Source organism: Pleurocapsa sp. CCALA 161 (assembly GCF_003003995.1).
Classification (GTDB): Bacteria; Cyanobacteriota; Cyanobacteriia; order Cyanobacteriales; family Xenococcaceae; genus Waterburya.
Window position 1 is genome coordinate 34,712 of the sequence record NZ_PVWF01000014.1, and the last position, 24,860, is coordinate 59,571.

Annotated in this window: 12 protein-coding genes and 1 tRNA gene; 4 read left to right on the forward strand and 9 right to left on the reverse strand. The window is 42.4% G+C overall.

The window, feature by feature from the left end; all coding sequences use genetic code 11:
* Positions 1 to 83: 83 nt before the first annotated feature.
* The 7 genes from C7B62_RS05525 to rpsT all read right to left on the reverse strand — a co-directional run bounded on the left by C7B62_RS05525 (position 84) and on the right by rpsT (position 13,172).
* Positions 84 to 1,655, reverse strand: coding sequence for a PPC domain-containing protein (locus C7B62_RS05525; protein ID WP_106233624.1), 1,572 nt, complete (start codon positions 1,653 to 1,655; stop codon positions 84 to 86).
* A 161-nt stretch (positions 1,656 to 1,816) separates the two neighbouring features.
* Positions 1,817 to 2,149 carry a metal-sensitive transcriptional regulator gene (locus C7B62_RS05530; protein ID WP_106233625.1) on the reverse strand — a complete coding sequence of 111 codons (333 nt, stop codon included), beginning with the start codon at positions 2,147 to 2,149 and terminating at the stop codon, positions 1,817 to 1,819.
* 441 nt (positions 2,150 to 2,590) lie between these two features.
* Positions 2,591 to 6,514 carry a DNA-directed RNA polymerase subunit beta' gene (locus tag C7B62_RS05535; RefSeq protein ID WP_106233626.1) on the reverse strand — a complete coding sequence of 1,308 codons (3,924 nt, stop codon included), beginning with the start codon at positions 6,512 to 6,514 and terminating at the stop codon, positions 2,591 to 2,593.
* A 56-nt stretch (positions 6,515 to 6,570) separates the two neighbouring features.
* On the reverse strand, positions 6,571 to 8,454 hold the full coding sequence (locus C7B62_RS26815) for a DNA-directed RNA polymerase subunit gamma (protein WP_106233627.1): 1,884 nt from the start codon (positions 8,452 to 8,454) through the stop codon (positions 6,571 to 6,573).
* A 116-nt stretch (positions 8,455 to 8,570) separates the two neighbouring features.
* A complete protein-coding gene (rpoB, locus tag C7B62_RS05545) occupies positions 8,571 to 11,882 on the reverse strand; it encodes a DNA-directed RNA polymerase subunit beta (protein WP_106233628.1) in 3,312 nt (1,103 codons plus the stop codon).
* Positions 11,883 to 11,964: 82 nt separating this feature from the next.
* The gene (locus C7B62_RS05550; protein WP_106233629.1) at positions 11,965 to 12,753 is read right to left on the reverse strand and encodes a TatD family hydrolase; all 789 of its coding nucleotides are present in this window, start codon (positions 12,751 to 12,753) and stop codon (positions 11,965 to 11,967) included.
* Between the two features lie 128 nt (positions 12,754 to 12,881).
* Positions 12,882 to 13,172 carry a 30S ribosomal protein S20 gene (rpsT, locus tag C7B62_RS05555; protein ID WP_106233630.1) on the reverse strand — a complete coding sequence of 97 codons (291 nt, stop codon included), beginning with the start codon at positions 13,170 to 13,172 and terminating at the stop codon, positions 12,882 to 12,884.
* Between the two features lie 258 nt (positions 13,173 to 13,430).
* On the opposite strand from rpsT, the gene hisD reads away from it, so the two are divergent.
* From hisD to C7B62_RS05575, 4 genes are all read left to right on the forward strand, one after another.
* Positions 13,431 to 14,726, forward strand: coding sequence for a histidinol dehydrogenase (hisD, locus tag C7B62_RS05560; protein ID WP_106233635.1), 1,296 nt, complete (start codon positions 13,431 to 13,433; stop codon positions 14,724 to 14,726).
* 181 nt (positions 14,727 to 14,907) lie between these two features.
* Positions 14,908 to 14,996: transfer RNA gene (locus tag C7B62_RS05565), tRNA-Ser, on the forward strand.
* 432 nt (positions 14,997 to 15,428) lie between these two features.
* Complete coding sequence (locus C7B62_RS05570; protein WP_106233631.1) at positions 15,429 to 15,875, forward strand: response regulator transcription factor; 447 nt, start codon at positions 15,429 to 15,431, stop codon at positions 15,873 to 15,875.
* Positions 15,876 to 15,936: 61 nt separating this feature from the next.
* A complete protein-coding gene (locus tag C7B62_RS05575; RefSeq protein WP_106233636.1) occupies positions 15,937 to 17,352 on the forward strand; it encodes a TldD/PmbA family protein in 1,416 nt (471 codons plus the stop codon).
* 270 nt (positions 17,353 to 17,622) lie between these two features.
* Here the strand turns inward: C7B62_RS05575 and C7B62_RS05580 are convergent, their stop codons facing one another.
* Entirely contained in the window at positions 17,623 to 18,396 is a 774-nt protein-coding gene (locus C7B62_RS05580; protein WP_106233632.1) for an HAD-IIB family hydrolase, read from the reverse strand.
* Positions 18,397 to 18,601: 205 nt separating this feature from the next.
* Positions 18,602 to 24,860 (reverse strand): type I polyketide synthase (locus C7B62_RS05585; protein WP_106233633.1); only part of this gene is annotated, 6,259 nt, incomplete at its 5' end.

A 24,860-nucleotide genomic window follows, 5' to 3' on the forward strand; every position in this document is an offset into this window, starting at 1 on the left:
TTCATCACCAAATTTTTACGCAGAAATTAAACATTACCTTTGCCAAGCGGATTTATTATTGTTATTCAGGTAAAATCGGCATTTTAACGGCTTACCTTCAAAACATATTTACCAGTACCGTTTTCATCATAGGTATTGACGATTACGTTATAAATACCATCTTCTGGAAGGGTTACGCTAAGCTGCGAATTACTATCTTCAGCACTAATATCATCATTCTCTCCAACAGTCTTACCGTTACTGTCTACTAAGGCAACAAAAGCATCAAACTCATCGCTTTCGAGGTTAATAGTCAAAGATTCCCCTGCTTGACCCTGGATTGGATAGAAATCGTATAGGCTACCATCATCATCAATAACGCGATCGCCTTCTGCCAATGTACCTTCCTCAACTTTTTCGGTAAAATCGGCAGTTTCAGTATTAATTGCCACTTCTTCAGACTGATTTGACTCTTCTGTTGCCGATGTTTCTGACTCCTGCTCGTTTTCTGCTATTTTTTTTTGTTCTTGTTCTATTTCTGATTCAGCTTGAGCAATCTGTAGATCTTCTGGATTCGGCTTGGCTTCTGGACTAGGTTGAGGCTCGTTGTTTACCCCAGGAGGCGTTGCTTGAGGCTGGGGCGGAACAGGTAAACTAGCCTCATTATTCGTTTCTGCTGCTGGGGTTTCTTCGGCTTCTACAGGTTCATCTTCTGAATTCGCATTAGCTTCTAGACTAGGTTGAGGCTCGTTGTTTACCGCAGGAGGCGTTGCTTGAGGCTGGGGCGGAACAGGTAAACTAGCCTCATTATTCGTTTCTGCTGCTGGGGTTTCTTCGGCTTCTACAGGTTCATCTTCTGAATTCGCATTAGCTTCTGGACTAGGTTGAGGCTCGTTGTTTACCCCAGGAGGCGCTGCTTGAGGATTGGGTTCGGGTTGAGAAGCTGTTACGGGCGGAACTTCAGCGACTGTCTGGTCAGGGGTGGCAGAGGCTTCGGGGGGAACTTCAGCAACATCTGGATTCTGAGGATAATCAGGGTGAACAGAATTAGAATAAGCGATCGCACATACCTTAGCGTATCTGGGATCTGGTTTACAAGCTACTCCCGTATCTTCAGCTTCGGGACTCAACAGACTTTGACGACGACGGCGATCAGGAAATAGCTCATCTACCACTAAATCCATGACAATTCCTGAAGCAGTCTTTTTACCGTAACTGAAGTATTGAATGTTATTAGAATTAGCAAAATTTTCTAACTCAGCTGTAGCAGCAGCGACGGTTTGCGAGGATTTGTCTAAAGCAGGTAAAGGCTGTTGCTGTTTTAAAGCGGCGATCGCTTCTTCTAATGCTTCTCTTCCTCTATTAGTTCTGACGGGTTTTTCTCCAGGCAGTCTTAGCCAAATGCCATCGTAATATTTTCGCTGCTGTTCTAACCACTGAGCATAGTCTTGAGGACTAGTCCTCACCCGATTAATTTCCGACAATATTTCAGGCTCTAAATCGGCGATCGTTGTATTAGCTGTATTAGCTGCTGTCTGTGTATTGTCTGGATTTGTATTGGTTTGAGCGAGAATATATCGTGGTTGGATTGCTAAAACTAAAAGGTTGATACTGATACTAAAAGTCCAAAGTTGCCAACCCGGAAAATAAACCTTAATCATCTTAGTTTTACCCATTGTATAATCTCTTTCTCGCAATTAGGTATGAGTCTATTAATACCAACGACAAGCCTATGTTAGCTCAACTTTCCTCAGCATCAAGTAGGAAATAAAGTAACAAATAGTTAGATGCGCACAATAAGGGTTAAGTTCCTGTTCTGCTCAATTTCTAGTTGGCTCTAAGGCAAAAATCGGTTTAACGCATTTTTAAGCTCTTGAATCTCTGCCTCCAGATTGCCTTGATCTACGGCACGAATCAAGCATTCTTCTAAATGCTCCTCCAAAATAATTTTAGCCACACTGGAAATTGCTCCCTTCACCGCCGCAATTTGGTTGAGGACTTCTGGACAAGGGCGATGTTCATTCACCATAGTTTTGATCCCGCGAACATGACCTTCAATCCGCGACAGACGATTAATTATTTGCCTTAAAGATTCTTCATTATGAATATGAGGTGCAATATTTGAGTTACTTAATGTGTTCTTATTAGCAGGACTCGATTGATCGATCATCTGGTTTTAAAATCTCTAAACAGTAAACAGCGCAGATTACGAATAATTGGAGGTTAACAAATGAAATACAAGGTTCAACAGCTTAACAAGTTATCAATATAAATGATATGTAATATTCTGGCAGCGAGTTTTCGATCAAGTAACTAAGTTTAATTGTTATTAATATGCAAATTGCGATTAGGCTTCGCGATCGCTAAGCTGAGCGGTCAGAATTATTTTATTGTTAGCAACTATAACTATTAAGCTAAAAGGATTAGATTTCTCGAATGCTGGAATAAAACAGCTATAACTACATTGTAAATAAGTTATGCTCAAAAAAGAACGATGCCATGATGTCTTAAAGATTACTCCTGATTCATCATCACATCGTCTCTAATTTTTGCTTAGCCAAATAAAGTTATTAAGCTATAGATAGATCGGCGAATATTTATTAATTATTAATTAAATGTCTTCGTCATCTATGGTAGAACCATCAAAACTCGCTAAATCCCTGGCTGTTTGGTCGTCTAAGATCATGTTTTCATCGTCACTAATATTTTTATATGAGCGACGTAGGTTAGATTCTGAATTAATGCTGATATCTTCTGACAAACGATAAGATTCAAAATCATCACCATAACCATAGACCGCATTACTCCGCATTCCCCCGTCTAAATCTCCACGACCCATTGGTTCATCAAGAGTATTAAATCCAGTCCCAGCGGGAATTAGACGACCAATAATTACATTTTCTTTCAACCCTCTAAGCCAATCAGACTTTCCTTCAATAGCTGCTTCAGTCAAAACTCTAGTAGTCTCTTGGAAAGAAGCCGCCGAAATAAAGCTATCAGTATTCAGAGAAGCTTTAGTAATACCTAATAATACAGGGGTGTATTGAGCAGGTGCGCCTCCAGTAATGGACATTGCCTCATTGACCTGTTCAATCTGACGCAACTCCAGCAACTCTCCAGGCAGAATAATCGTGTCTCCACCGTCGTCAACTCTGACTTTGGCAGTCATTTGCTTAACAATCACTTCGATGTGCTTATCAGAAATATCAATACCTTGACTTTGATATACAGACTGCACTTGGCGTACTAAAAATAGCTGGGCTTTTTGTAATCCAATCAAAGAAGCTTCGTAACAGCCTTTTTCTGGGAGATGATAGTTAAAGTAAGTCTCTAAAATTTCATGAGGATTAGCAGGACCATCAGTTAAAGGCTGTCCCGCCTCAACCACTTGACCGTCACTAACAATCGCATTTTGCCCAGGTTTGATGGGATAGTCACTAACCACACCATCTTCCTCAATAATTTTAATATCGACAGTTTCATTTTCTTCGTAGACTACCTGACAAACACCAGAGTTACGGCTTAAAATACAGCCTTCTTTAGGTTTACGAGCTTCCAGTAACTCTTCAATTCGTGGTAAACCTTGAATAATATCACCAGTTTTTGAACGCTCAAAGACCAGTAGTACTAAGTTATCACCACGCTGTACCAGGTCACCATGATCGATATGCAGTACAGCACCTTGAGACACACGGTAAGGACGAGTATGACGCAAGACTACCGTAGTTTTTCCTGCTTGCTCGTTAATATTGATTACCTGACCTGAATTTTCTAGAGTCACTCCTTCAGTCAGCTTGCTGCCAGAAACCATGAGGTCACCTTTTTTGAAGCTACATTCGCTCTGAGGGATATCTAATTCGTGAGTGACTACATCACTGTCCCGCACAATTAAGATACGGCGAATTGCCTCAGAGCCTTCACGAATCCCCTGAACTTCTCCCTCTGATTTACACAGAATTTCTGTCCGAGCAATAGTTGCTCCCTTGACAATTTCTTCACCGTCTTCAACTAGTACTCTAGTTTGAATCTCACCGCTATGGGGATCTACATCAGTATCTCTTCTAAGAACTAACGATTCTAAGATTACCATTTGCAGTCTTTGAGTATCAGGATTATCCTCGTCAGGCTGTAGCTCAATATCCGCACTAAGATTAGCAACAATATCACTAGCTTCGGTAGTGTCAATTTCCAAGACTAACTGAGTACTCAACAGGGATAAACTGTTTACCGACTTGACTCGTTCGCCATCTTTGTAGAAGAGTCTCTGTACAGAGCGCAATTCGATTTGACGACCATCATCTTGATTAATTGACGCTTGAGAAGGAATTGAAGGTCTATCGGCTACAGGAAATTCTTTGACAGGACGTAAAATCAAGGCTATACCTTCAGTAGTTTCCACCACTTCACCATATCGAAGCTCTTGGGTAATAACTCCTGGTAATACTTCCGTCCCAGGCTGAATTAACTGTTCGTGCCATTCGTTTTTAGGATCATCTATTTGATGAATTTCTCCTGGCTTAATGATGATTTCTCGCAGAATATCGTTTTTCTGCACTACTTCGGCAATACCTGAAGATTGACAGAAAACATCTTTAACAACTTCTGCTCCCGCTTCAACAAACTCGCCATCTTCAACGATTAAAAGAGAAATATCTTTGTTGACTTCATGGCTTTCTTCAGGAATCCAAAGTAAAGTTCCACCCTGTTCTATTTCATACCCTTGCTTACGATTTCCTTTGCCGACAGTGATCCCACCGTACTTGATGATACCTCCTGTTTCAGTTTTATAAAAATCGTCAATTAGTTCGGCAACAACCTGCTTATTCTGTACTTTTGTGCCAGGAGCAGTTTTAAGTAAGAACTTGAGATCGTCAGCAGTGGTGATAATATACTGTTCGCGACCACCATCACTTTCCACCCTAACTTTTGCCTGGTCAAGAGATACTGAAGCAGTCACAATCTCAATTTCACGGCTATCGCGAATCATTCTAACTACACCACCGTTGGCAGCAGTCAGTCTAGTCTGCGCCAGGAGATCACCTGGTTTTACCCTGTCGCCGTTTTTAACCAAAGCTTCTGCACCAGGAAGTAAATTATATACTTCTCCTGATAACACCCACAGCAGACCGCCTCTTTGGGCAATTCGGGTAGTATTGCCTTGACGATCTTTCTTATCTTCAGGTATTAAGTCAGCAAAAAGAATTTCTCCTGCCAAATCAGAACTTACATCCTTGGCAGCTTTTTCAGTTGATTTTTGTACTTTAGCCATTGCTACTTCAACTAGTAACTGACCTTTTTTGACTTCTTCTCCATTCTTGACATAGATTAAAGAGCCAGCAGTCAACGCGGTGTTCACAGTTTTTCCCTTGTGAGGAACTAGCTTAATATCACCAATAGTTTCTACTTGGTTTCTTTCGTCCCCGTGACGAGTACGGATTTGACGAGTGCTTAAACCGTCGCCAAATTCAACTTTTCCATCGGCTTTGGCTCTAATCTGACGAGCTACTTCTCCTGTAAACACCCCTCCAGTGTGGAAGGTGCGCATAGTTAACTGAGTTCCAGGTTCACCAATAGATTGGGCGGCAATAATTCCTACCGCTTCCCCCATGTCAACCATGTGTCCATGAGCGAGACTCCAACCATAGCACTGTTGACAAACTGAACGAGCAGCTTCGCAAGTAAGAGGGGAACGTACCATCACTTCTTCGACGCGATCGCCAATTTTAATGGCTAAATCCTGATCGATCGCTTGATTGCGGGTGGCGATTACTTCCCCTGTTTGATCATCGATCGCGTCACTAGCTAAGACTCGACCCAAAAGGCGATCGGAAAGATTGATTAAAGTGCGATCGCCATCTTTCATGGCTTTCAGACTAATACTGCGTTGAGTTCCACAGTCTACTTCTCGCACGATTACGTCCTGGGAAACGTCCACTAAACGACGAGTCAAGTACCCAGAGTCAGCGGTTCTTAAGGCAGTATCTACCAGACCTTTGCGCGCACCGTAAGAGGAAATAATATATTCGGTTACGGTCAATCCTTCACGGAAATTAGTTTTAATTGGTAAGTCAATAATCTCTCCTTGAGGATCGGCCATCAAACCACGCATTCCCACCAGTTGACGCACCTGAGATAAATTACCTCGCGCACCGCTAAACGCCATCATATAAACGGAATTGAGGGGGTCGGTCTCACGAAAGTTGGTGACTACCTCATCCTTGAGATTTTCTGAAGTGCTGTTCCAAGTATCAATTACTTTTTGGAAACGTTCTACCTCAGTAATTTCTCCTCTAGCATAGCGTGCTTCCGTTTCTCTAATTTCTCCTTCGGCAGCTTCTAACAGTTCTGCTTTAATAGGTGGTACTTTTAAGTCATCAACGCTGATAGAAACCCCTGCTATCGTCGCATAGCGAAATCCTAATTCTTTTAAAGAATCAGCTACAGTCGCACTATGAGCCGAGCCATATTCAGTGAAGGCTGATGCCATCAGTTTTTTCAAACGACCCTTATCAACGATGTGGTTATAAAATTTCATTTTGTGGTTTTTCTTCTAGCTACTAAAACGTTGTAATTTGAGGCTGACAAGCTTTTTTATACTGCTGCGGACAGGGCATCTTGTACAGTCTTGTTATAAATAATGCGACCCACGGTAGTATTTATGTATTGAGAAATTTGTTCTCCTTCAGGGGATCTCCTCACAAATCTTTCGCGGTAATATTCGATTTTGCTGCCGTCACCCAAGTCTTCTGCTTCGATTACCTCCGTATCAGGGTTTTCTGTAACTACTTCTCCTTCGTAACGCAACCAAACACGAGCATGAAGATCTATCTGTCCCTGTTCATAGGCTTTAATCGCATCATCTAAATTGCCGAAACGACGACCTGTTCCCCTAACTGCTTTTGGATCTTCGGCGGTCAGATAATAGCAGCCTAAAACCATATCTTGAGATGGCGCTACAATAGGTCTACCTGTTGCGGGAGACAAGATATTATGGCAAGCCAGCATCAACAATCTAGCTTCAGCTTGAGCTTCTAAAGATAGAGGAACGTGAACCGCCATTTGATCGCCGTCGAAGTCAGCGTTAAAAGCAGGGCAAACCAAGGGATGAAGTTGAATTGCTCTTCCCTCTACCAAAATTGGTTCAAATGCTTGAATACCCAAACGGTGTAGAGTTGGTGCTCGGTTGAGCATGACGGGATGTCCCGCAATAACCTCTTTTAAAACTTCATAGACGCTGGAATCGTTGCGCTGGATCAGTTTTTTGGCCGCCTTAATGTTATTAACCATGCCGCTATTAATTAGGCGATGAATAACGAAGGGCTGAAACAGTTCGATCGCCATTTCCCTGGGCAACCCACATTGATAGATCTTCAGCTTTGGCCCGACGACAATTACCGAACGTCCAGAGTAGTCTACCCGTTTGCCCAGTAAGTTCTGACGAAAACGCCCCTGTTTTCCTTCAATAATGTCTGATAAAGATTTTAGAGGACGATTATTTGCTCCCACCACAGTACGACCACGACGACCATTATCGATTAGAGCATCCACTGCTTCTTGCAACATCCGTTTCTCGTTGCGGACAATAATCTCAGGCGCGAGGATCTCTTGCAGTCTGGCTAGACGATTATTACGGTTAATTACCCGACGATAGAGATCATTAAGATCAGAAGTAGCAAAACGACCACCATCTAGCTGCACCATCGGGCGCAAATCTGGCGGAATCACAGGAATGGCATTTAGCACCATCCATTCTGGGCGAGAACCTGTGGCGACAAAGTTATCAATAACCCGTAAACGTTTAATTAGCTTGGCTCTTTTCTGTCCTTTGGCATCGGCAATTTGCTCTCGCAGTTTTTCCGCTTCTTCTTCTAAAGCAACTTCTTCTAAAAGCCTTTGTACTGCTTCTGCACCAATACCAACTTCCACCCCAACTAGTTCAGAATCTTCACTATAAAGCTGGTCTTCAATTTCAATCCATTGATCTTCGGTGAGCAGTTGTTTAGCCGAGAGATTTCCCGCATTACCAGGATCGAGAACTACATAGGCGTTAAAGTACACTACCTGCTCCACATCTCGCAGAGGCATATCTAACAAGATGCTTAAATAACTAGGAATACCCTTAAGATACCAAACGTGAGTTACGGGGGCTGCTAATTTAATGTAGCCCATACGATGACGACGCACCCGTGACTCGGTTACTTCCACACCACAGCGTTCGCAAACAATACCACGATGGCGCACGCGCTTATACTTACCGCAATGGCACTCCCAGTCTTTAGCAGGACCAAAAATACGTTCACAAAATAAACCATCCATTTCTGGTTTAAGGGTACGGTAATTAATGGTTTCAGGCTTGGTCACCTCCCCGACTAACTGACCGTTGGGCAAGGTTCTTTCTCCCCACTGGCGAATTCGCTCTGAAGATGCAATACCGATTTTGACGTAATCGAATCTTTGTTCTATTTGATTTCTCATTGTTAATTAAAAATTTAAGAATTAGGAGGAATTAATTATTGCTTGACCAGAAATGAAGGTATCAGAAGCATTGTCACTGTCCTTATCCTTCATCCCTTATGGTTTATCCTGTGTAATTAGACTTCTTCAGTTAATTCCTCTCTTTGCAAAGATTCGTAAGTAGGTCGGTTAGGAGTGCGACGAGGGGTATCTGCCATCAAATCGACTTCTACGTCGCGACTACTACCATCTTCTTGCGCCTCTAGCTTGTGTACTGCTATATCCAGTCCCAAAGACTGTAGTTCGCGCATCAATACTTTGAAGGATTCTGGAGTTCCTGGGCGAGGAATGGGTTTTCCTTTAACAATTGAGTTTAGGGCCTCGTTACGTCCTTGCATATCATCAGACTTAACTGTTAGCAACTCTTGCAGAGTATAGGCTGCACCATAAGCTTCCAATGCCCATACCTCCATCTCTCCAAAACGTTGTCCACCCTGCTGTGCTTTACCACCCAAAGGCTGTTGGGTTACCAACGAGTAAGGTCCTGTAGAACGAGCGTGAATCTTGTCATCTACTAGGTGAACCAGCTTGAGCATGTATGCTTTGCCTATGGTCACAGGACGAGCAAACTTTTCTCCTGTACGTCCATCAAAGACCTGAATTTTCCCTGGATTTTCTTCATCATAAACCCAAGATTTGCCTGGCTTGCGGGCTGCATCCTGAATCTTGCCGTGTACAGTTTCTCTTGATGCTTCCTTGCCATACATCTCATCAAAAGGCATCATTTTAAAGCGAGTAGCCAGGTTTTCACCTGCCCAGCCCAAAAGACATTCGAATACTTGTCCTACGTTCATTCGTGAAGGCACACCTAGAGGATTTAAGGCAATATCAATTGGTGTACCGTCGGGTAGATAGGGCATATCTTCAATCGGCAAGATGCGGGAGATAATCCCTTTATTACCGTGACGACCAGCCATTTTATCTCCTACCTGAATCTTGCGTTTTTGAGCAACGTAGATCCGCACCACCATATTAGCGCCAGGAGGCAGTTCATCCCCCTGCTCTCTAGTGAAAACTCGAACATCAACTACGCGCCCTTTTTCTCCGTTAGGCACTCTTAAGGAATTATCCCGTACGTCTCTAGCTTTTTCACCAAAAATTGCTCTGAGCAGCTTTTCTTCAGGAGGCTGATCTGATTCTCCTTTGGGGGTTACTTTCCCTACTAGGATCTCACCTGCTTCTACCCAAGCCCCAATATGGATAATGCCTCGTTCATCTAAATTACGTAGAGCATCTTCCCCAACATTAGGAATTTCGCGGGTAATTTCTTCTGGTCCTAATTTTGTTTGTCGAGCTTCAATTTCAAACTTCTCAACGTGAATACTGGTGTAGACATCGTCATACACGAGACGCTCACTAATTAGAATGGCATCTTCGTAATTGTAGCCTTCCCAAGGCATATAAGCGATCAGCACATTTTGCCCGAGTGCTAATTCCCCTCCTTCTGTGGATGAACCATCTGCTAGTACTTGACCAGGAACTACATCTTCTCCTGCATACACTAGAGGACGCTGGTTTAAACAGGTATCTTGGTTAGAGCGCTGATACTTTTGCAGCTTATAAACAATTTCTTCTCCAGGTTGGGGAGCATATAAGCCGTTATTGCCTTCTTCAACTCTAACTCGCACAACTTCTGCATCTACGTAAGTAACAATACCGTGAGTACGCGAAACTACTACCATTCCAGAGTCACGGGCTGCTTGAGCCTCTAGCCCCGTACCCACCAAAGGACGTTCAGGACGCAGCAACGGCACTGCTTGACGCTGCATGTTAGAACCCATTAGGGCGCGGTTAGCATCATCATGTTCGAGGAAGGGAATTAGACTAGTTGCTACCGAAACAATTTGTACAGGGGAAATTGCCACATAATCTACTTCTTCAGGATCGCAGGTGGAAAATTCCTGGCGATAACGAATAGCGATAGTTTCACCCAGGATATAGCCATCATCATCGGTAGCTACGTCTCCAGGAGCAACTCTCATATCGTCTTCTTCATCAGCAGTGAGATAGACGGCATCTTCATTTTTCAAGACTCGACCGCTCTCGACACGATAATAAGGAGTAGAAATAAAGCCATAGGAATTAACACGGGCATAGGTTGCCAGGGAACCAATTAAACCAGCGTTTGGACCTTCAGGAGTTTCTACAGGGCAAATTCGACCATACTGAGTAGGGTGAATATCTCGCACGGCAAAACCTGCTCTTTCTCTAGTTAAGCCACCAGGACCTAAAGCCGAAAGGCGACGTTTATGAGTCAACTCGGCTAAAGGATTGGTTTGATCCATAAACTGAGATAGCTGAGATGAACCAAAAAATTCTTTGATGGCTGCAACCAAAGGCTTGGGATTAACCAGTGCGGCGGGAGTCAAACTATTGGCTTCACTAACCGTCATTCTCTCGCGAATAATGCGCTCTAAACGGTTTAAGCCGACGCGGACTTGGTTTTGTAATAACTCTCCAACCGATCGCACTCGGCGATTTCCCAAGTGGTCAATGTCATCGGTACTACCACCATCGAATTCAAGGTTAATTAGGTAAGCTACTGCTGCTAGTATATCCGTAGTAGTTAATACTCTAGTGGTATCGGGAACGGTTAGGCGTAACTTTTTATTCAGTTTGTAACGACCAACTCTGCCCAAGTCGTAACGTTTGGAATCAAAAAAGCGAGACTCTAATAATTGTTGTCCACCGCTTACCGTAGGAGGTTCCCCTGGACGTAATTTACGATACAGCTCTAGTAGCGCTTCTTCTTCACTAGGATTACCTTCTTTGTCTAAAGTCTTTTGATAAAAATCGGGGTGACGAATACCGTCTAGGATCTCGTTATCGCTTAAGCCGATCGCTTTAAGTAAAACCTGAGCTGAAAGTTTACGAGTCTTATCAATTCTGACCCAAACTAAACCATTTTTGTCCGTCTCAAACTTCAGCCATGCACCACGATTAGGAATCAAAGAAGCAGAGTAGGTACGGCGACCATTCTTATCAGTTTCTGATTTATAGTAAACTCCAGGCGATCGCACAATTTGATTAACGATAACTCGTTCTGCGCCATTAATAATGAATGTTCCGCGATCTGTCATTAAGGGAAGATCGCCCACAAAAACTTCCATTTCCTTAATTTCGCCACTTTCTTTGTCAATTAGGCGAGTAGGAACATATACCTGCACATTATAGGTACTATCACGACGTTTTGCTTCTTCCATCGAGTACTTTGGTTCTTTAAGCCGATAGTTCTCCCCCATAAAATGCAGTTCAAACTTACCCGTATAGTCAGTAATTGGGGAAAAGCTATTAAGCTCCTCAATTAATCCCTCTTCCAGAAACCAACGAAAGCTAGAACGTTGAATCTCAATTAAGTCTGGTAGCAGATTGTAAGTCAAATTAGTCATGAAGATGATAGTTGTACGATGTTTTACTGGTTCGGCTAGTCAACAAAGATAGCGTTAGAGAAAAATTTGCTTGATTGTTTTATTATTTAGTTTTTAATTGGATGCCAAATAACCGACAGGCATTAGCAGTGGTCTGTTCGGCAATGATTTCTAAAGAAGTCTCCCGTAGTTGAGCAATATACTTGGCTACGTATAGCACGTAGGCAGGCTCGTTAGTTTCACCTCTTTTGGGAACTGGAGCTAGAAAAGGACAGTCTGTTTCAATTAATAAGCGATCGCTAGGAACCATTTTGGCTGCTGCTTGAACCTGTTTAGCATTTTTAAAAGTTACAATTCCGCTGTAGCTGATATAAAACCCCAGATCGAGAAACCATTGGGTTTCTATTTCATTCCCCCCCCAACAGTGCATCACTCCTTTGAGCGAACCTTCCTGATGGCAAAAATCTGTTAATACTTCTTTTAGTTTAGCTGCTGCATCGCGACAATGGATAATCACGGGAAGATCCAGCTTTTTCGCTATGCTTAGTTGTTCTTGTAGAGCTACAATCTGCTGTTGTTGATTGTCGGCTTTATAGAAATCCAATCCAGTTTCGCCAATCGCCACTACTCGACGATCAGAAGCTGCCTGAGTTTCAATCTCATTCGCCGTATTATCATGCCACTTATGAACATCCAAAGGATGTAAACCCACCGCAAACGATAATTCAGGGAAACGATCTGCAATAGACTGTATTCCCTGAAATTCCATTGGCTCGACACATGAATGTACGAGATGAGCTACACCTGCTTCCTGCCAGCGTTGCCTTAACGAGGTTAAATTCCCCTGAAAAACATCAAAATTGATGTGAACATGGGTATCTATTAACTGCATTTATACCTGGTGTATTGCTTGGTTATTTTGCTTATTTTTGAGAGAGAGCCTGAAAAAGCAATTATTTTTGATCTTAATTCTCAAGATCAAAATAATTTTAGATTTTATCTTGGTATATTAAGCTAGTTTTAGACCGCAGTTGCCTGCTTTAAAACCCTGGCAATACGAGATTTTTTTCTCGCACCGTTATTTCGATGCAACACTTTACGTTTTACAGCTTTATCAATTTTGCTGTAAGCTTCGGACATAGCATTATTAACCACTTCCATGTTTTCAGAAGTTGGTTCGGCTGTGTAAGCTTCTACCGCGCTAAAATACTTTTTAGTCAGAGTTTTAAGGGAAGACTTGTATGTCTTATTGCGTAGACGGTTGCGCTCTGCTGTTTTGATCCGTTTGATTGCCGATTTAGAGTTAGCCACAGTTTTTTAAACAGAAATTGCTGGTTAAGTAATTAATTCTGGAATTACACATAGAATTGGATTTTAAAGTCTAGCAAGTATTTCCACTTAATGTCAAGTTGTTTTAAAAACTTGATTGATAGCGCTCAACTAAGAATTGACGATGAAATTCGCGTTAAGCTAGGACAAGAGTGGCTTTCTTACTGTAAAGATTCATATAATAAATTAGAAGTAAAAGTTTACTTCTGTGTAAAAGCTCAAATGGATATGGGGATCTCGATGCTGCGAATAATTGATGATCGGCAAACTGAGGCACAAACAGAAATAAAACGAATCAGCGATCGCAACAATGGTGATGACGTTCAGCCCAAAGAAGCAGTTGTTCGGGAAATTGTTGCCAACGTCAAGCAAAATGGCGATCGCGCTTTGTTAGAATACACTGAAAAATTTGATCGACAAATTTACACTGCCGATCAGCTAAGAGTTAGAGGCTCAGAGCTAGACGCTGCTTATCAACAAATATCCAAAGATTTACTGAGTGCAATTCAGATCGCCTGCCAAAAAATTGAAGCTTTTCATCGTCAGCGAGTTCCTAAATCCTGGGTACAGTTTGAAGAAGACGATGTGGTTTTAGGTAAGCGTTATACCCCTGTAGATCGAGCAGGGCTGTATGTGCCTGGGGGAAGGGCAGCATACCCTAGCACTGTTTTAATGAATGCTATCCCTGCCAAGGTAGCCCAAGTTCCCCGCATAGTAATGGTTACGCCCCCTGGTCAGGATGGAAAAATTAATCCCGCAGTATTAGTGGCTGCACAAGAAGCGGGAGTAGAAGAAATTTACCGAGTTGGTGGGGCGCAGGCAGTTAGCGCACTGGCTTATGGAACTCAAACCATTCCCAAAGTGGATGTAATCACCGGTCCTGGCAATATTTACGTTACCCTCGCTAAGAAAATGGTTTATGGGACAGTAGGGATAGATTCTTTAGCAGGACCTTCGGAGGTGCTGGTGATTGCCGACGAACAGGCTAATCCAGTCTATGTGGCTGCGGATCTACTAGCTCAAGCAGAACACGATCCGATGGCTGCCGCTATTTTAATTACCACTAGTAAAGAATTAGCTCAAAAAGTACAGCATGAAGTTACTTATCAGCTAGCCGAGCATCCACGCAAAATTTTAACGGAAAAAGCGATCGCTAATTATGGTTTGATCGTTGTTGTAGACTCCCTAGCAGAAGCAGCAGAATTGTCTAACTTGTTTGCTCCCGAACATTTAGAACTAGAAGTAGCAGAACCGTGGGACTTAATTGAGCAAATTCGTCACGCGGGGGCAATATTTATTGGCAACTCGACTCCAGAAGCAACTGGAGATTATTTAGCAGGACCAAATCATACTTTACCAACATCAGGAGCAGCTCGTTATGCTTCAGCTTTAGGAGTAGAAACTTTTATGAAGCATTCTAGCTTGATTCAATATTCAGCAACTGCTTTGAAAAAAATGTCTAGCACTATTCAAATTCTAGCTCAGGCAGAAGGCTTGCCCTCCCATGCTAATTCAGTCAAGTTTAGGACTGAATAAAATCTTTTAATGAATTTTAATTAAATTGATCAGTTAAATTAATCAGTTGAATTTTTACTATGTCTTTAGCAGAAGAAACCGAATTATCTTTAATAAAAGTTAAGTTACGCCATAATTCGGCTATTTTTGTCGCTAGCCAAAATAAATCTGTTATAATTCAAAATCGATAAACCAGTAACTTGGAGAGGTGGCTGAGCGGTTGAAAGCGGCTCCCTGCTAAGGAGTTATGGGGTGTAAACTTCATCGGGGGTTCGAATCCCCCCCTCTCCGTTCTAGATAGATGCTTGGCTTCAAAGCTTTTCATCTCACAAAAAAATTGTGATTAGTATAGATTTGCTCATCATCGCTCCGCACTCAGAGTAATTACATTTTTACTTTCATTTTTACTTTGATGTTGCTCAAGCTACTTATAAGTAAAAATACTGATTGACTTAAGTAGAAGCACATAAATTATTGATCGAGCGCTGCATTAACTTTGTCAGAGACAAACAGGTTTGATGTTTCTGCTTCACTAACCGATCTATCAGATAATTGTGCATAAATATTGTGATTAGACGTGAACTTTAACTAGGCTTTAAATAATCAAAGTGTTTTGATTAACTTTAGATTAGTTAAGCGTAAAAATACTTCAAAAGTTAAAAATCAGTATTATTCTAAGTAATAATATTTAAATGGAAATACTGAAAGGAACTTTTAAGGTTTATGCTCGATCCTATATTTTCTCCAAAACGTTTAAACGCAGTCATCATTGAACCCAATAGGCAACAGGGAAGACAGCTATATCAGCTGATTAAGACTCAAAGAGCAAACCTCAATGTGATTCTGTTAGATAATTCAGAGCAGGTTTTCTCCCTGATGTACGGAGAAATGAATATCGATCTACTATTTTTTGATATCGAATCAGAATCAGATACTGATAATCTAGCGCTATTTAAGGCGATCGCGCCTGAAAGTAGTATTATTCATTGGAGTGACTATCGACATCCAGAAGTAATTGAGCTGTTGTACTCCCTGGGGGTAAATTCTTTTTGTACCAAAGAAAGTGATGCTGAAGTTGTGTTGGAGGCAATAGATCTAGCCATCAGCTATCCTCATTCTCTCTATTTAGATCAGAAACTATATAAATGTCTACCCTTGCTACAAAGCTAGGACTGTAAAAACCAGCGATAATATAAGTTATTTCTGCTTATAAATTATCATCATGAGCGATCTGCCAGATCTATTTGCCGAACACAAAAACAGACTAAGCGAACTAATCACCAAATATCGCGATCGCGTTGACTTTTTGACCATTCGTTTAGAACAAGCAGCAGAAACTAATATTCTCTTGCGCCAAAGTAAAATCGAAACCCTGAGTGAAAGCATTGCTTTAGGTGGACAGGTGAGAGCTTGTTATCGTGGAGGTTGGGGATTTTCGGCATTTGACGATTTGAACAGTCTGGTAGAGAGAATTGAAGAAGCGATCGCTGCTGCAAAAATAGTCGGCGACTCCGAAACAATCTTAGCAACCGTTGAGCCAATTCAAACAGTTTGTCATGTTCCCCTCAAAGGGAGCGATCCCAGACATGTATCCTTAGCGGATAAAAAAGCCCTATGCGATCGCTACGATGAGCTACTGCGGGGCTATCATGACTGTCTGACTACTACTACCGTTAGCTATGGGGATAGCTCTCAAAGGATAATTCTGGCCACTTCTGAAGGGAGTTTAATTGAGCAATCCTGGTCAGATATGGAAATGCGCTTTTCGGCAACAGCAAGAAAGGATGATGCGCTTCAAACAGGCAGGGAAACGACAGGCTCGCGTCAAGGTTATGAAGATCTGACTAACCTAGATCAACAGGTAATTAGTGCAGCCCAAAGAGCCGTAGCTGCTCTATCTTTACCCAAAATTAAGGGCGATATTTATACCGTCGTGATTGACCCAATTTTAACTGGATTGTTTGTTCACGAAGCTTTTGGGCATCTATCGGAAGCAGATATGGTCTATGAAAATCCCGACTTATTAGAAGTGATGAGCATGGGTAAGCGTTTTGGTCCACCAGAACTACAAATTTTTGATGGTGCTGTACCAATGGCATCAGAAGATAATTATGTTCATCGCGGCAGCTACTTTTACGATGATGAGGGAACTCCCGCCACTACTACTCAGTTAATTAAAGATGGGGTTTTAGTGGGTAGACTTCATTCGCGAGAAACTGCGGGCAAACTGGAAGAAGCACCCACAGGCAATGCTCGTTGTTTAGACTACCATCATTCTCCTATTGTGCGCATGACTAATACCTGGATTGCTAGAGGCAAAACTCCTGTCCAAAATTTAATTAAAGATGTTAACGAAGGCGTATACGCTCGCAATTGGCTAGGAGGGATGACTAACGGTGAAATGTTTACCTTTAGCGCAGGGGAAGCCTGGATGATTCGTCAGGGTGAATTAGCCGAACCAGTCAAGGATGTAACTCTTTCAGGCAATGTCTTCAAAACCTTAGCAAATATTGAAGCGATCGGTGATGATTTTTATTGGGACGAGTCTGGCGGTTGTGGCAAAGGAGGGCAATCAGGGCTAGCTGTTGGTTGTGGAGGACCTAGTCTGAGAATTAAAGAGGTGACAATTGGCGGGAATTCTGATTAGGAATTGGTATTAAGACAGAAAAAAACCCAGTTTTGTAACTAGGTTCTGGAGCAAGATTATGATAATTGGCTAGCCATGAGGCGATTTTGCAGCTAGCCTAATTAAAAAATTTAGCAGTGTTTTAATTAAATGCTGTATTGTTACTGTTTAACTCTAGAATTTATCATCCTCTTAATAAAGCCTAGCAACAACAGTATATTTACTAGAGTTTAGTTTTTTGTCTAGCTTTCAACTTTGTCAGAATTCAGGTGGCAATTTGAAGAAATTCTGTTAAACAGTCATTCCCAGGATCAATGCTGCCAACTCACAAAATCCTTCTCCTGCCGACTGACTAGTTACATAAGCAGGTAAATACTTGAGGCGATCGCAATATTGAACGACATTAGCTACTCCCACGGACAGGGGAAATTCTGCTTGATTAAACATCGACTCGTCATTAGGACTATCGCCAATAGTGACTATTTCTGTTGCTTTTAGATGGGGAAAACATTGCGGGATGATTTTATTTAAGCCATGGGCTTTATCCTGGTAGATTGGTTTAATATGACACTGAATTGTGCTGTAGGTAAAACCATAACCCTGGGACTGACAAACAAGTTCAATTTGTTCTAATTCAAGAGGATTCAAGTTCTCGACTTCAAACGTCCAGTCGGTCATACGGAAGCAATTATCTAATGACTCTCTAATTTGCGGAAATTTCCGCTCAAGTAGTTGAAAAACTCTTTGTAATTGCTGGCGATGCTGAATAACATTTAGATCACTAATCAAATGTGGCTGTGGATCGTGATTCCAGTAAACTAAACCGCCGTTTTCAGCGATCGCTCCCACCACAGGTAAATAAGTGGCGATCGCTTGTACCCATCCTGCCGATCTTCCTGTAGTAATTAAAACATCAATCCCCGCAGCTGATAATTTAGTTAGGACTTGTAATAATTTAGCATCAAACTTTTCTCCCTGAGTTAAAGTTCCATCCATATCTGTGGCGATTAAACGGATATTCTGCCAATGATAACTATTAATAGATTTAAGCTTAGTCTGATTCATAAATTAGGTAAGTCGCAATCTATAGCCGTACAACATTAAGTTAGGACATATTAAAGTTATTTATGCTCATAAGTAACAAGTAACAAGTAATGCTTGTCCTCATACAGGTGCGTATCGCTATACAAGGTATTGGATGTTAGGCTGGCTATTTTGTCAACATTTTGGGAAAATTTCACAGTAAAATTATCACCAATGCTAAATATGCTTATGGAATCAATTTATTAGTTAAGGCAACTGCACCACTAATGATTTTTGCTAACGCTGAAGGTGCTTCTAAAGGTAGATTATGTCCCCCAGAAACAACAACTTTAACGGCATTAGGCATTGCTTCCTCTTGTTTATTTAGATCTTCCTGCCGATTGAAATTGCTTTTGTCGCCATAGACTAAAGTAATTGGTACTTTAATTTTTTGTAAGAGTTTTAAATAGCGCGATCGCCCGATCCCGTTTAAACTAATTCCTGCTCTAGTTCGTAATAAGGGTTCCCAGCGCCACCTTACGCCACCTTGACAGGGTTCGGTAATTCTTTCTGCTAACAACATTGCCAAAGCAGGAGAAATCGCAGGGGTTGCTTTGCGTAGACGCTCGGCAGCGGTTTTTATATCGGGGAAGACGGGATGTTCGGGAGGCGATGCCATCGAATTTAGCTGATTAGTTAAGGCAGTGGTTGGATCGTCGTTTTCTTCGGCAGTAGGCAGAATAGTTTCAACTAAGACAATATTTCTAATCGTTTGGGGTCTAATTGTCGCAAATATTGCCCCTAAGACTGAACCGAGGGAGTGACCTACCAGAATAAACGCTTTACCTGCTAAAATCTCGACAATAGCGTCGATATCTCCTAAAAAGTCAATTAGATTATAAGAACCACCCTTGCCGACGCGATCGCTTCTACCATGTCCGCGTAAGTCTGGGGCAATTACCCGATAACCTTTTTGAGCAAGGCGAATAGCCACTTCTGACCAGGCTGCACCCTGTTCTAAAATGCCGTGTAGGCAGAGGACTAGCGGCCCTTCTTCAGGTCCCCAGGTACATAAACAGATTTTTAAACCTCGAATAGTAATCAGGGTTTCTTCCATCAAAAGATCGACGACATCGGTACAGGCTTGATTAGGCAGTTCATATTTAAGCTCCTGGGCTAGCTGCTGAGTATAAGTGCCTAAAGCGTTCGGTAGCTTGATGCCTTTCCAGGCTTCTGCTAACTGAGCATCAATAGTTTGATGCTTGAGGAAGTTGGGATCTCCTAAAGACATGGCGGTTTCGCTCACGCCATCGGTCATGCGATCGCCCTGATAGGGAGTTAATACCGCAGCATCAAAAGGAATTTCTAGAAATTCACAAATGCCTTTGAGTACTGACTGGGGTTTACTTACTAAGTCTTCGTAATAAACTAGGTGATAGCGTTGAGGGTCAATCTCTTCAGCTAAGTTGAGAATATTTTGATTACTTTCGCGCCAGATTAATTCTGCTAGCTGATAAGGATCGCCTTCGCCAGAACCCACCAGCTTATCCATCCGCATTCTGGCAAAAGATTCAATTACGGAATAAGGATGACGCACTAAATGGATATATTTAGCCCCCTCAAAGATGTCTTCTGCCTTGTCTAACGTCTCGCGGTTGCTGGCGTAGGTTGGAGATTTATCGACCAACAAGCGATCGACCGCTAGCTGCTGTAGTTGTTGATAAACTTCTTTGACGCTGACGTTTTCGGCGAGCAACTCATCTACTAACTTCTGACTTTGGGCTGCATCAATATTCTTTAATGCCATGAAAGCTCGTTTTAATCCTTCCCCAAGCTGGGATACTCCTAATTCCTGCGATCGCTCTACCATGTTATCAAAAGGCAGCAGATGCAGTTCAGGAGGAGAACAGAGAAGAGGATGTCCTGCCAGCATAACTCGTAGTAAAGTCGATCCAGAACGAGGACTAGAAAGAATAAAAGCTGCTGGAGCTAGTTTTTCCCTGACTAGATTGCGTTTGGGCTGAGAAACTGCTATGGCGCTTTTGCTTGCCATTTCATGAGCTTGAGCAAATTCTTTAGCTAGATATTCTGCCAGATGATTAATTTGGGGACGCTCATAGAATTCTCGGGGATAAAGAACCAACTGCAAATCTGTTTTAAGCTGGTTAATGGCTTCCATTACCATCAAAGAATCCATCCCCAGATCTAGCAAACTATCATTAATCGATAATTTAGCGGGTTCAAGCTGAAGAATTTCAGCGATCGCCGTTTGGAGATATTGAGTTAGATAGGCAGGGCGTTGGACAGGAGAAGTTGCCAATAAATCTTGGAAAATTTGTTTATTTTCTGGTTTTTCTGTGGGAATAACTAGCTCAGAGAAATAATTGGACTGCTGTAAATAGTCAAACTTCTGGCTTAATACTTGCCAGTCAGCATCAATTACTCCTATCTGAGTTGCTTTACTATTAAGTAACTGCTCTAAAGCTGCTAATCCAGCAGCAGGATCGATTAGATTTAAGCCCTTAATCTGAAAGCCTTGCTCAACCGCCATGCCGCTATTTGCCCAAGCACCCCAGTTGATACTTAGGGCGGGTAAATTTAGACTATGACGATAACGCGCGATCGCATCTAAACCTGCATTAGCGACAGTATAGTTACTTTGTCCTGGTGAACCAATCAAAGCAGCAACAGAGGAAAAGAGAACAAAGAAATCTAGCTCCAGATCTTGAGTTGCTTGGTGTAGATTCCAAGCCCCTACTACTTTGGGAGCAATTACCTGATGGAAACTAGACCAAGTTTGATTCTCTAGTAAGCCATCACTTAGTACTCCCGCAGCGTGAATAATTCCCTTGATCGGGCAGTCTAAGTCAGCAGCGTCAAAGATATTTTTAAGGGCTTGATAGTCAGTAATATCGGCTTGAACAGTCTTAACGGTAACCCCTTGCTGTTCTAAATTGGCGATCGCCTGTTGAGCCAACTCTGAAGGCTGACTTTTACCCATGAGAATTAAATGCTTGCCACCTCGATCTGCGAGCAGTTGAGCCACCTTCAAACCTAATGAACCTAATCCACCTGTAATTAGGTAAGCACCTCGGGAACTTAATTCTAAAGATTGACTCAAGTCAGAAATTACTCCGCCGTAAGACGATGGAGCCTTCTTACGAAGCTTGCTCAACGGGGGAAACCCCCGCAACGCAACTTCGCGCTGCTCTGAGCGTTGGTCTATATCTGTTGTAGTTTGCAAGCGGGGAACATAAAGCCGATCTTGTCGTATTGCTAGACGATCCTCTTGGTTTGTTTGAGTAACAACCTGGATTAACAGATCGACTTCATGGTTACTTGACCGTTGGTCAAGATCGATAATGCCACCCCAAGATTCAGGATGTTCGACGGCGATCGCACTTGCCAAACCCCATAGACAGCTTGAAGCAATGCTAGTGATATCTAATTCATTTTCTATTTTTTGATGTCCTTTAGTAGCCAGCCAGATTGGTGCAGCCACAGAATTTGCTGTTGCAGTTTGCAACAGATTTAAGATATTGGTACAGTGCTGCTGTTGATAGTTAGTAATTGCGTTGATAGTTGGCTGCTGAGGCAGATCTAAGCCAGCCAGATAAATAATCTTGTCAATGTTGGGATACTGATTAAATATCTGCGTGAACTTGTCTTCATCAAGATGGCGATCGCTAATTACTAAACAATCCTGCTGTTGATTATTTAATTTAACCTTAAGCTGTTCACCCAAATGCTCGCTGGCGAAAATTAGCCAGAACTTACCTGTAATTAACTGGGAATTTAGTTTAGTTGGGTATTCTTGCCATTGAATCTGATAAAAATCAGTGGTTGAAACCCGCTCTGGGGAAGGTAAATAAACCTCTTGGCTGTTGCTGTTGGCTGTTTTCGCTAACCAATAGCTTTGTCTTTGGAAGGGATAAGTTGGCAGAGCAACTTTTTGCAGATTCATACCCTGAGCTACATTCTGCCAATTGATGTCTATACCGCTAAGATAAAGTGAACTTAAACTCTGTAATACTTGCTGCCAATCTTTCTTTTTGGGGCGTAAGCTTGGTAACCAAATGTTGGTTTGACCAGCAACAGATATATTAGAACGTCCCATGCTAATGAGAATTGGTTTTGAGCCAATTTCTAAAAAGATATTACATTCTGCCTGTAAAGTTTTCATCCCTTCAGCAAAACGCACGGGAGCAACTACATGATTGATCCAATATTCAGCAGTGGCAATTTCAGCGGTAGCTAAATTTCCTGTCACGTTAGAAATTAATTTTCCTTGGGGTGGATAATATTCTACCGACTCGGCAATCTTGCTAAATTCTGGCAAAATTGGCTGCATCAACGGAGAATGAAAAGCATGAGATACTTTCAATTGCTTAGTTTTGATCCCCAAAGAATCAAACTTACTCACCACTTCGGCAACTGCGGTTTGCTCTCCAGAAATGACAATACTTTGGTCAGTATTAATAGCAGCGATCGCTATTTTGGTAGCAAAAGGTGCAATGATTGATTTGACTGTATCCTCGTCTGTCAACACTGCAAACATATCTCCTTGGGGCAAGTTCTGCATGAGCTTCCCGCGCATTGCCACTAGCTTGAGGGCATCTGCTAAACTGAATACCCCCGCGATCGTCGCTGCCACATATTCACCGACACTATGACCAATTAAGGCTGTGGGTTTAATACCCCAGTCGATCCACATCTGCGTCAAGGCGTATTCTAAGGCAAAAATTGCTGGTTGAGTATAGGCTGTCTCGTTTAACCAAGATGAGGGATGAGGGCTAGTGGATGAAGGATATTCGGCAAATAAGATTTCCAGCAGAGAATGTTCTAAATAGGCGTGCAGAATGTTGGCACAGCGATCTATAGCTGCTTTAAAGACTGGCTGAGTTTGATATAGCTCATAGCCCATGTTTACATACTGAGAGCCTTGTCCTGTAAAGAGCAAGGCGACTTGATTATCATTGTCGGTATGACCCACCGCAATTGCTTTAGCTGATCGCTGGGTAAGAAAATTTGCCAGCTGTTCTTGAAGCTGAGTTTTTGTCTTAACTGCGATCGCCAAACGATGATTAAAATGCGTTCTGCCAACATTCGCCGTGTAGCAAATATCAGCTAAGTTAGAATCGGCATCGCTCTTCAGATAATTTTGATAACTCAAAACTAAATCTTTGAGAGCAGGTTCAGTTTTGGCCGATAGAGTTAATATGTGCCATGAGCGTTGTGGTGATTCAGCCTTGTTTTTCTCAGCGATGCCTGTCTGCCCCATTCCTAAGACAACATGGGCATTTGTACCACCAAAGCCGAAGGAACTAACCCCAGCATATCTCGCCCCACCATTCCAAGGCTGTAGTTTTTGAGGAATAGTAATTTTGCTGTCTGCCAAATCAATTAACGGATTTAGCTGGTGAAAGTGCAGATTAGGGGGAATCGCCTCATGCTGTAGACAAAGCACTGCTTTAATCAACCCCGCAATCCCAGCTGCTGCCTCTAGATGCCCGATATTAGTTTTCAGCGAACCCAGATAACAAGATTCTGACCTTGCCCCTAAAACAGCCTTGAGAGAATTAACCTCAATGGGATCACCCAAAGATGTCCCCGTACCGTGAGATTCAATGTAGCTCACCTCGTCAGGAGATATATTGGCATTAGCCAAAGCCTGACGAATTACCGCCTGTTGCGACAAACCATTAGGAGCAGTCAAACCGTTACTCCGACCGTCTTGATTGATCGCCGAACCTTTAATTACTGCTAAAATACGATCCCCATCTCGTTGAGCATCTGCCAAACGCTTGAGGATCACTACCCCACAGCCTTCCCCACGGACATAACCGTCCGCTTCAGCATCAAAGGTCTTACAACGCCCATTCTCCGCCATCATCCCTGCCATTTCAAAGGTTTGGCTGAGTTCAGGAGATAAGATCAAATTAACTCCAGCAGCGATCGCGCGATCGCATTCTCCTGTTTTCAAACTCTGACTAGCTAAGTGTAACGCCACCAAAGAGGAAGAACAAGCGGTATCGACTGCTAGAGAAGGACCTTTGAGGTCAAATATATAAGACAGACGATTGGCAGCGATGCTATGAGCATTCCCTGTACCTAAATAAGCATCTACATCTGTCCCATAGTGAAACCTCAGTTGGGAATAATCACTGCTGCTGATGCCAATAAACACCCCTGTGTTGCTTCCCGCCAAGTCATTGCCCGCTATAGCTGCATCTTCTAAAGCTGACCAACTTACTTCTAAAAGCAATCTTTGCTGAGGATCGATACTTTGCGCTTCACGGGGAGTAATCCCAAAAAACTGCGGATCGAATCGATCTACTCCCTCAATAAAACCGCCCCAGCCCGAGCCTGACCAGCGATCGCCTACTGTACTAATCCGATCCTGTCCATCCCGCAATAGCTGCCAAAATTCTTCTGGATTATTCGCCCCAGGAAAACGACACCCAATCCCAATGATGGCAATAGCCGATTCCTCTATTCTGCCTTGT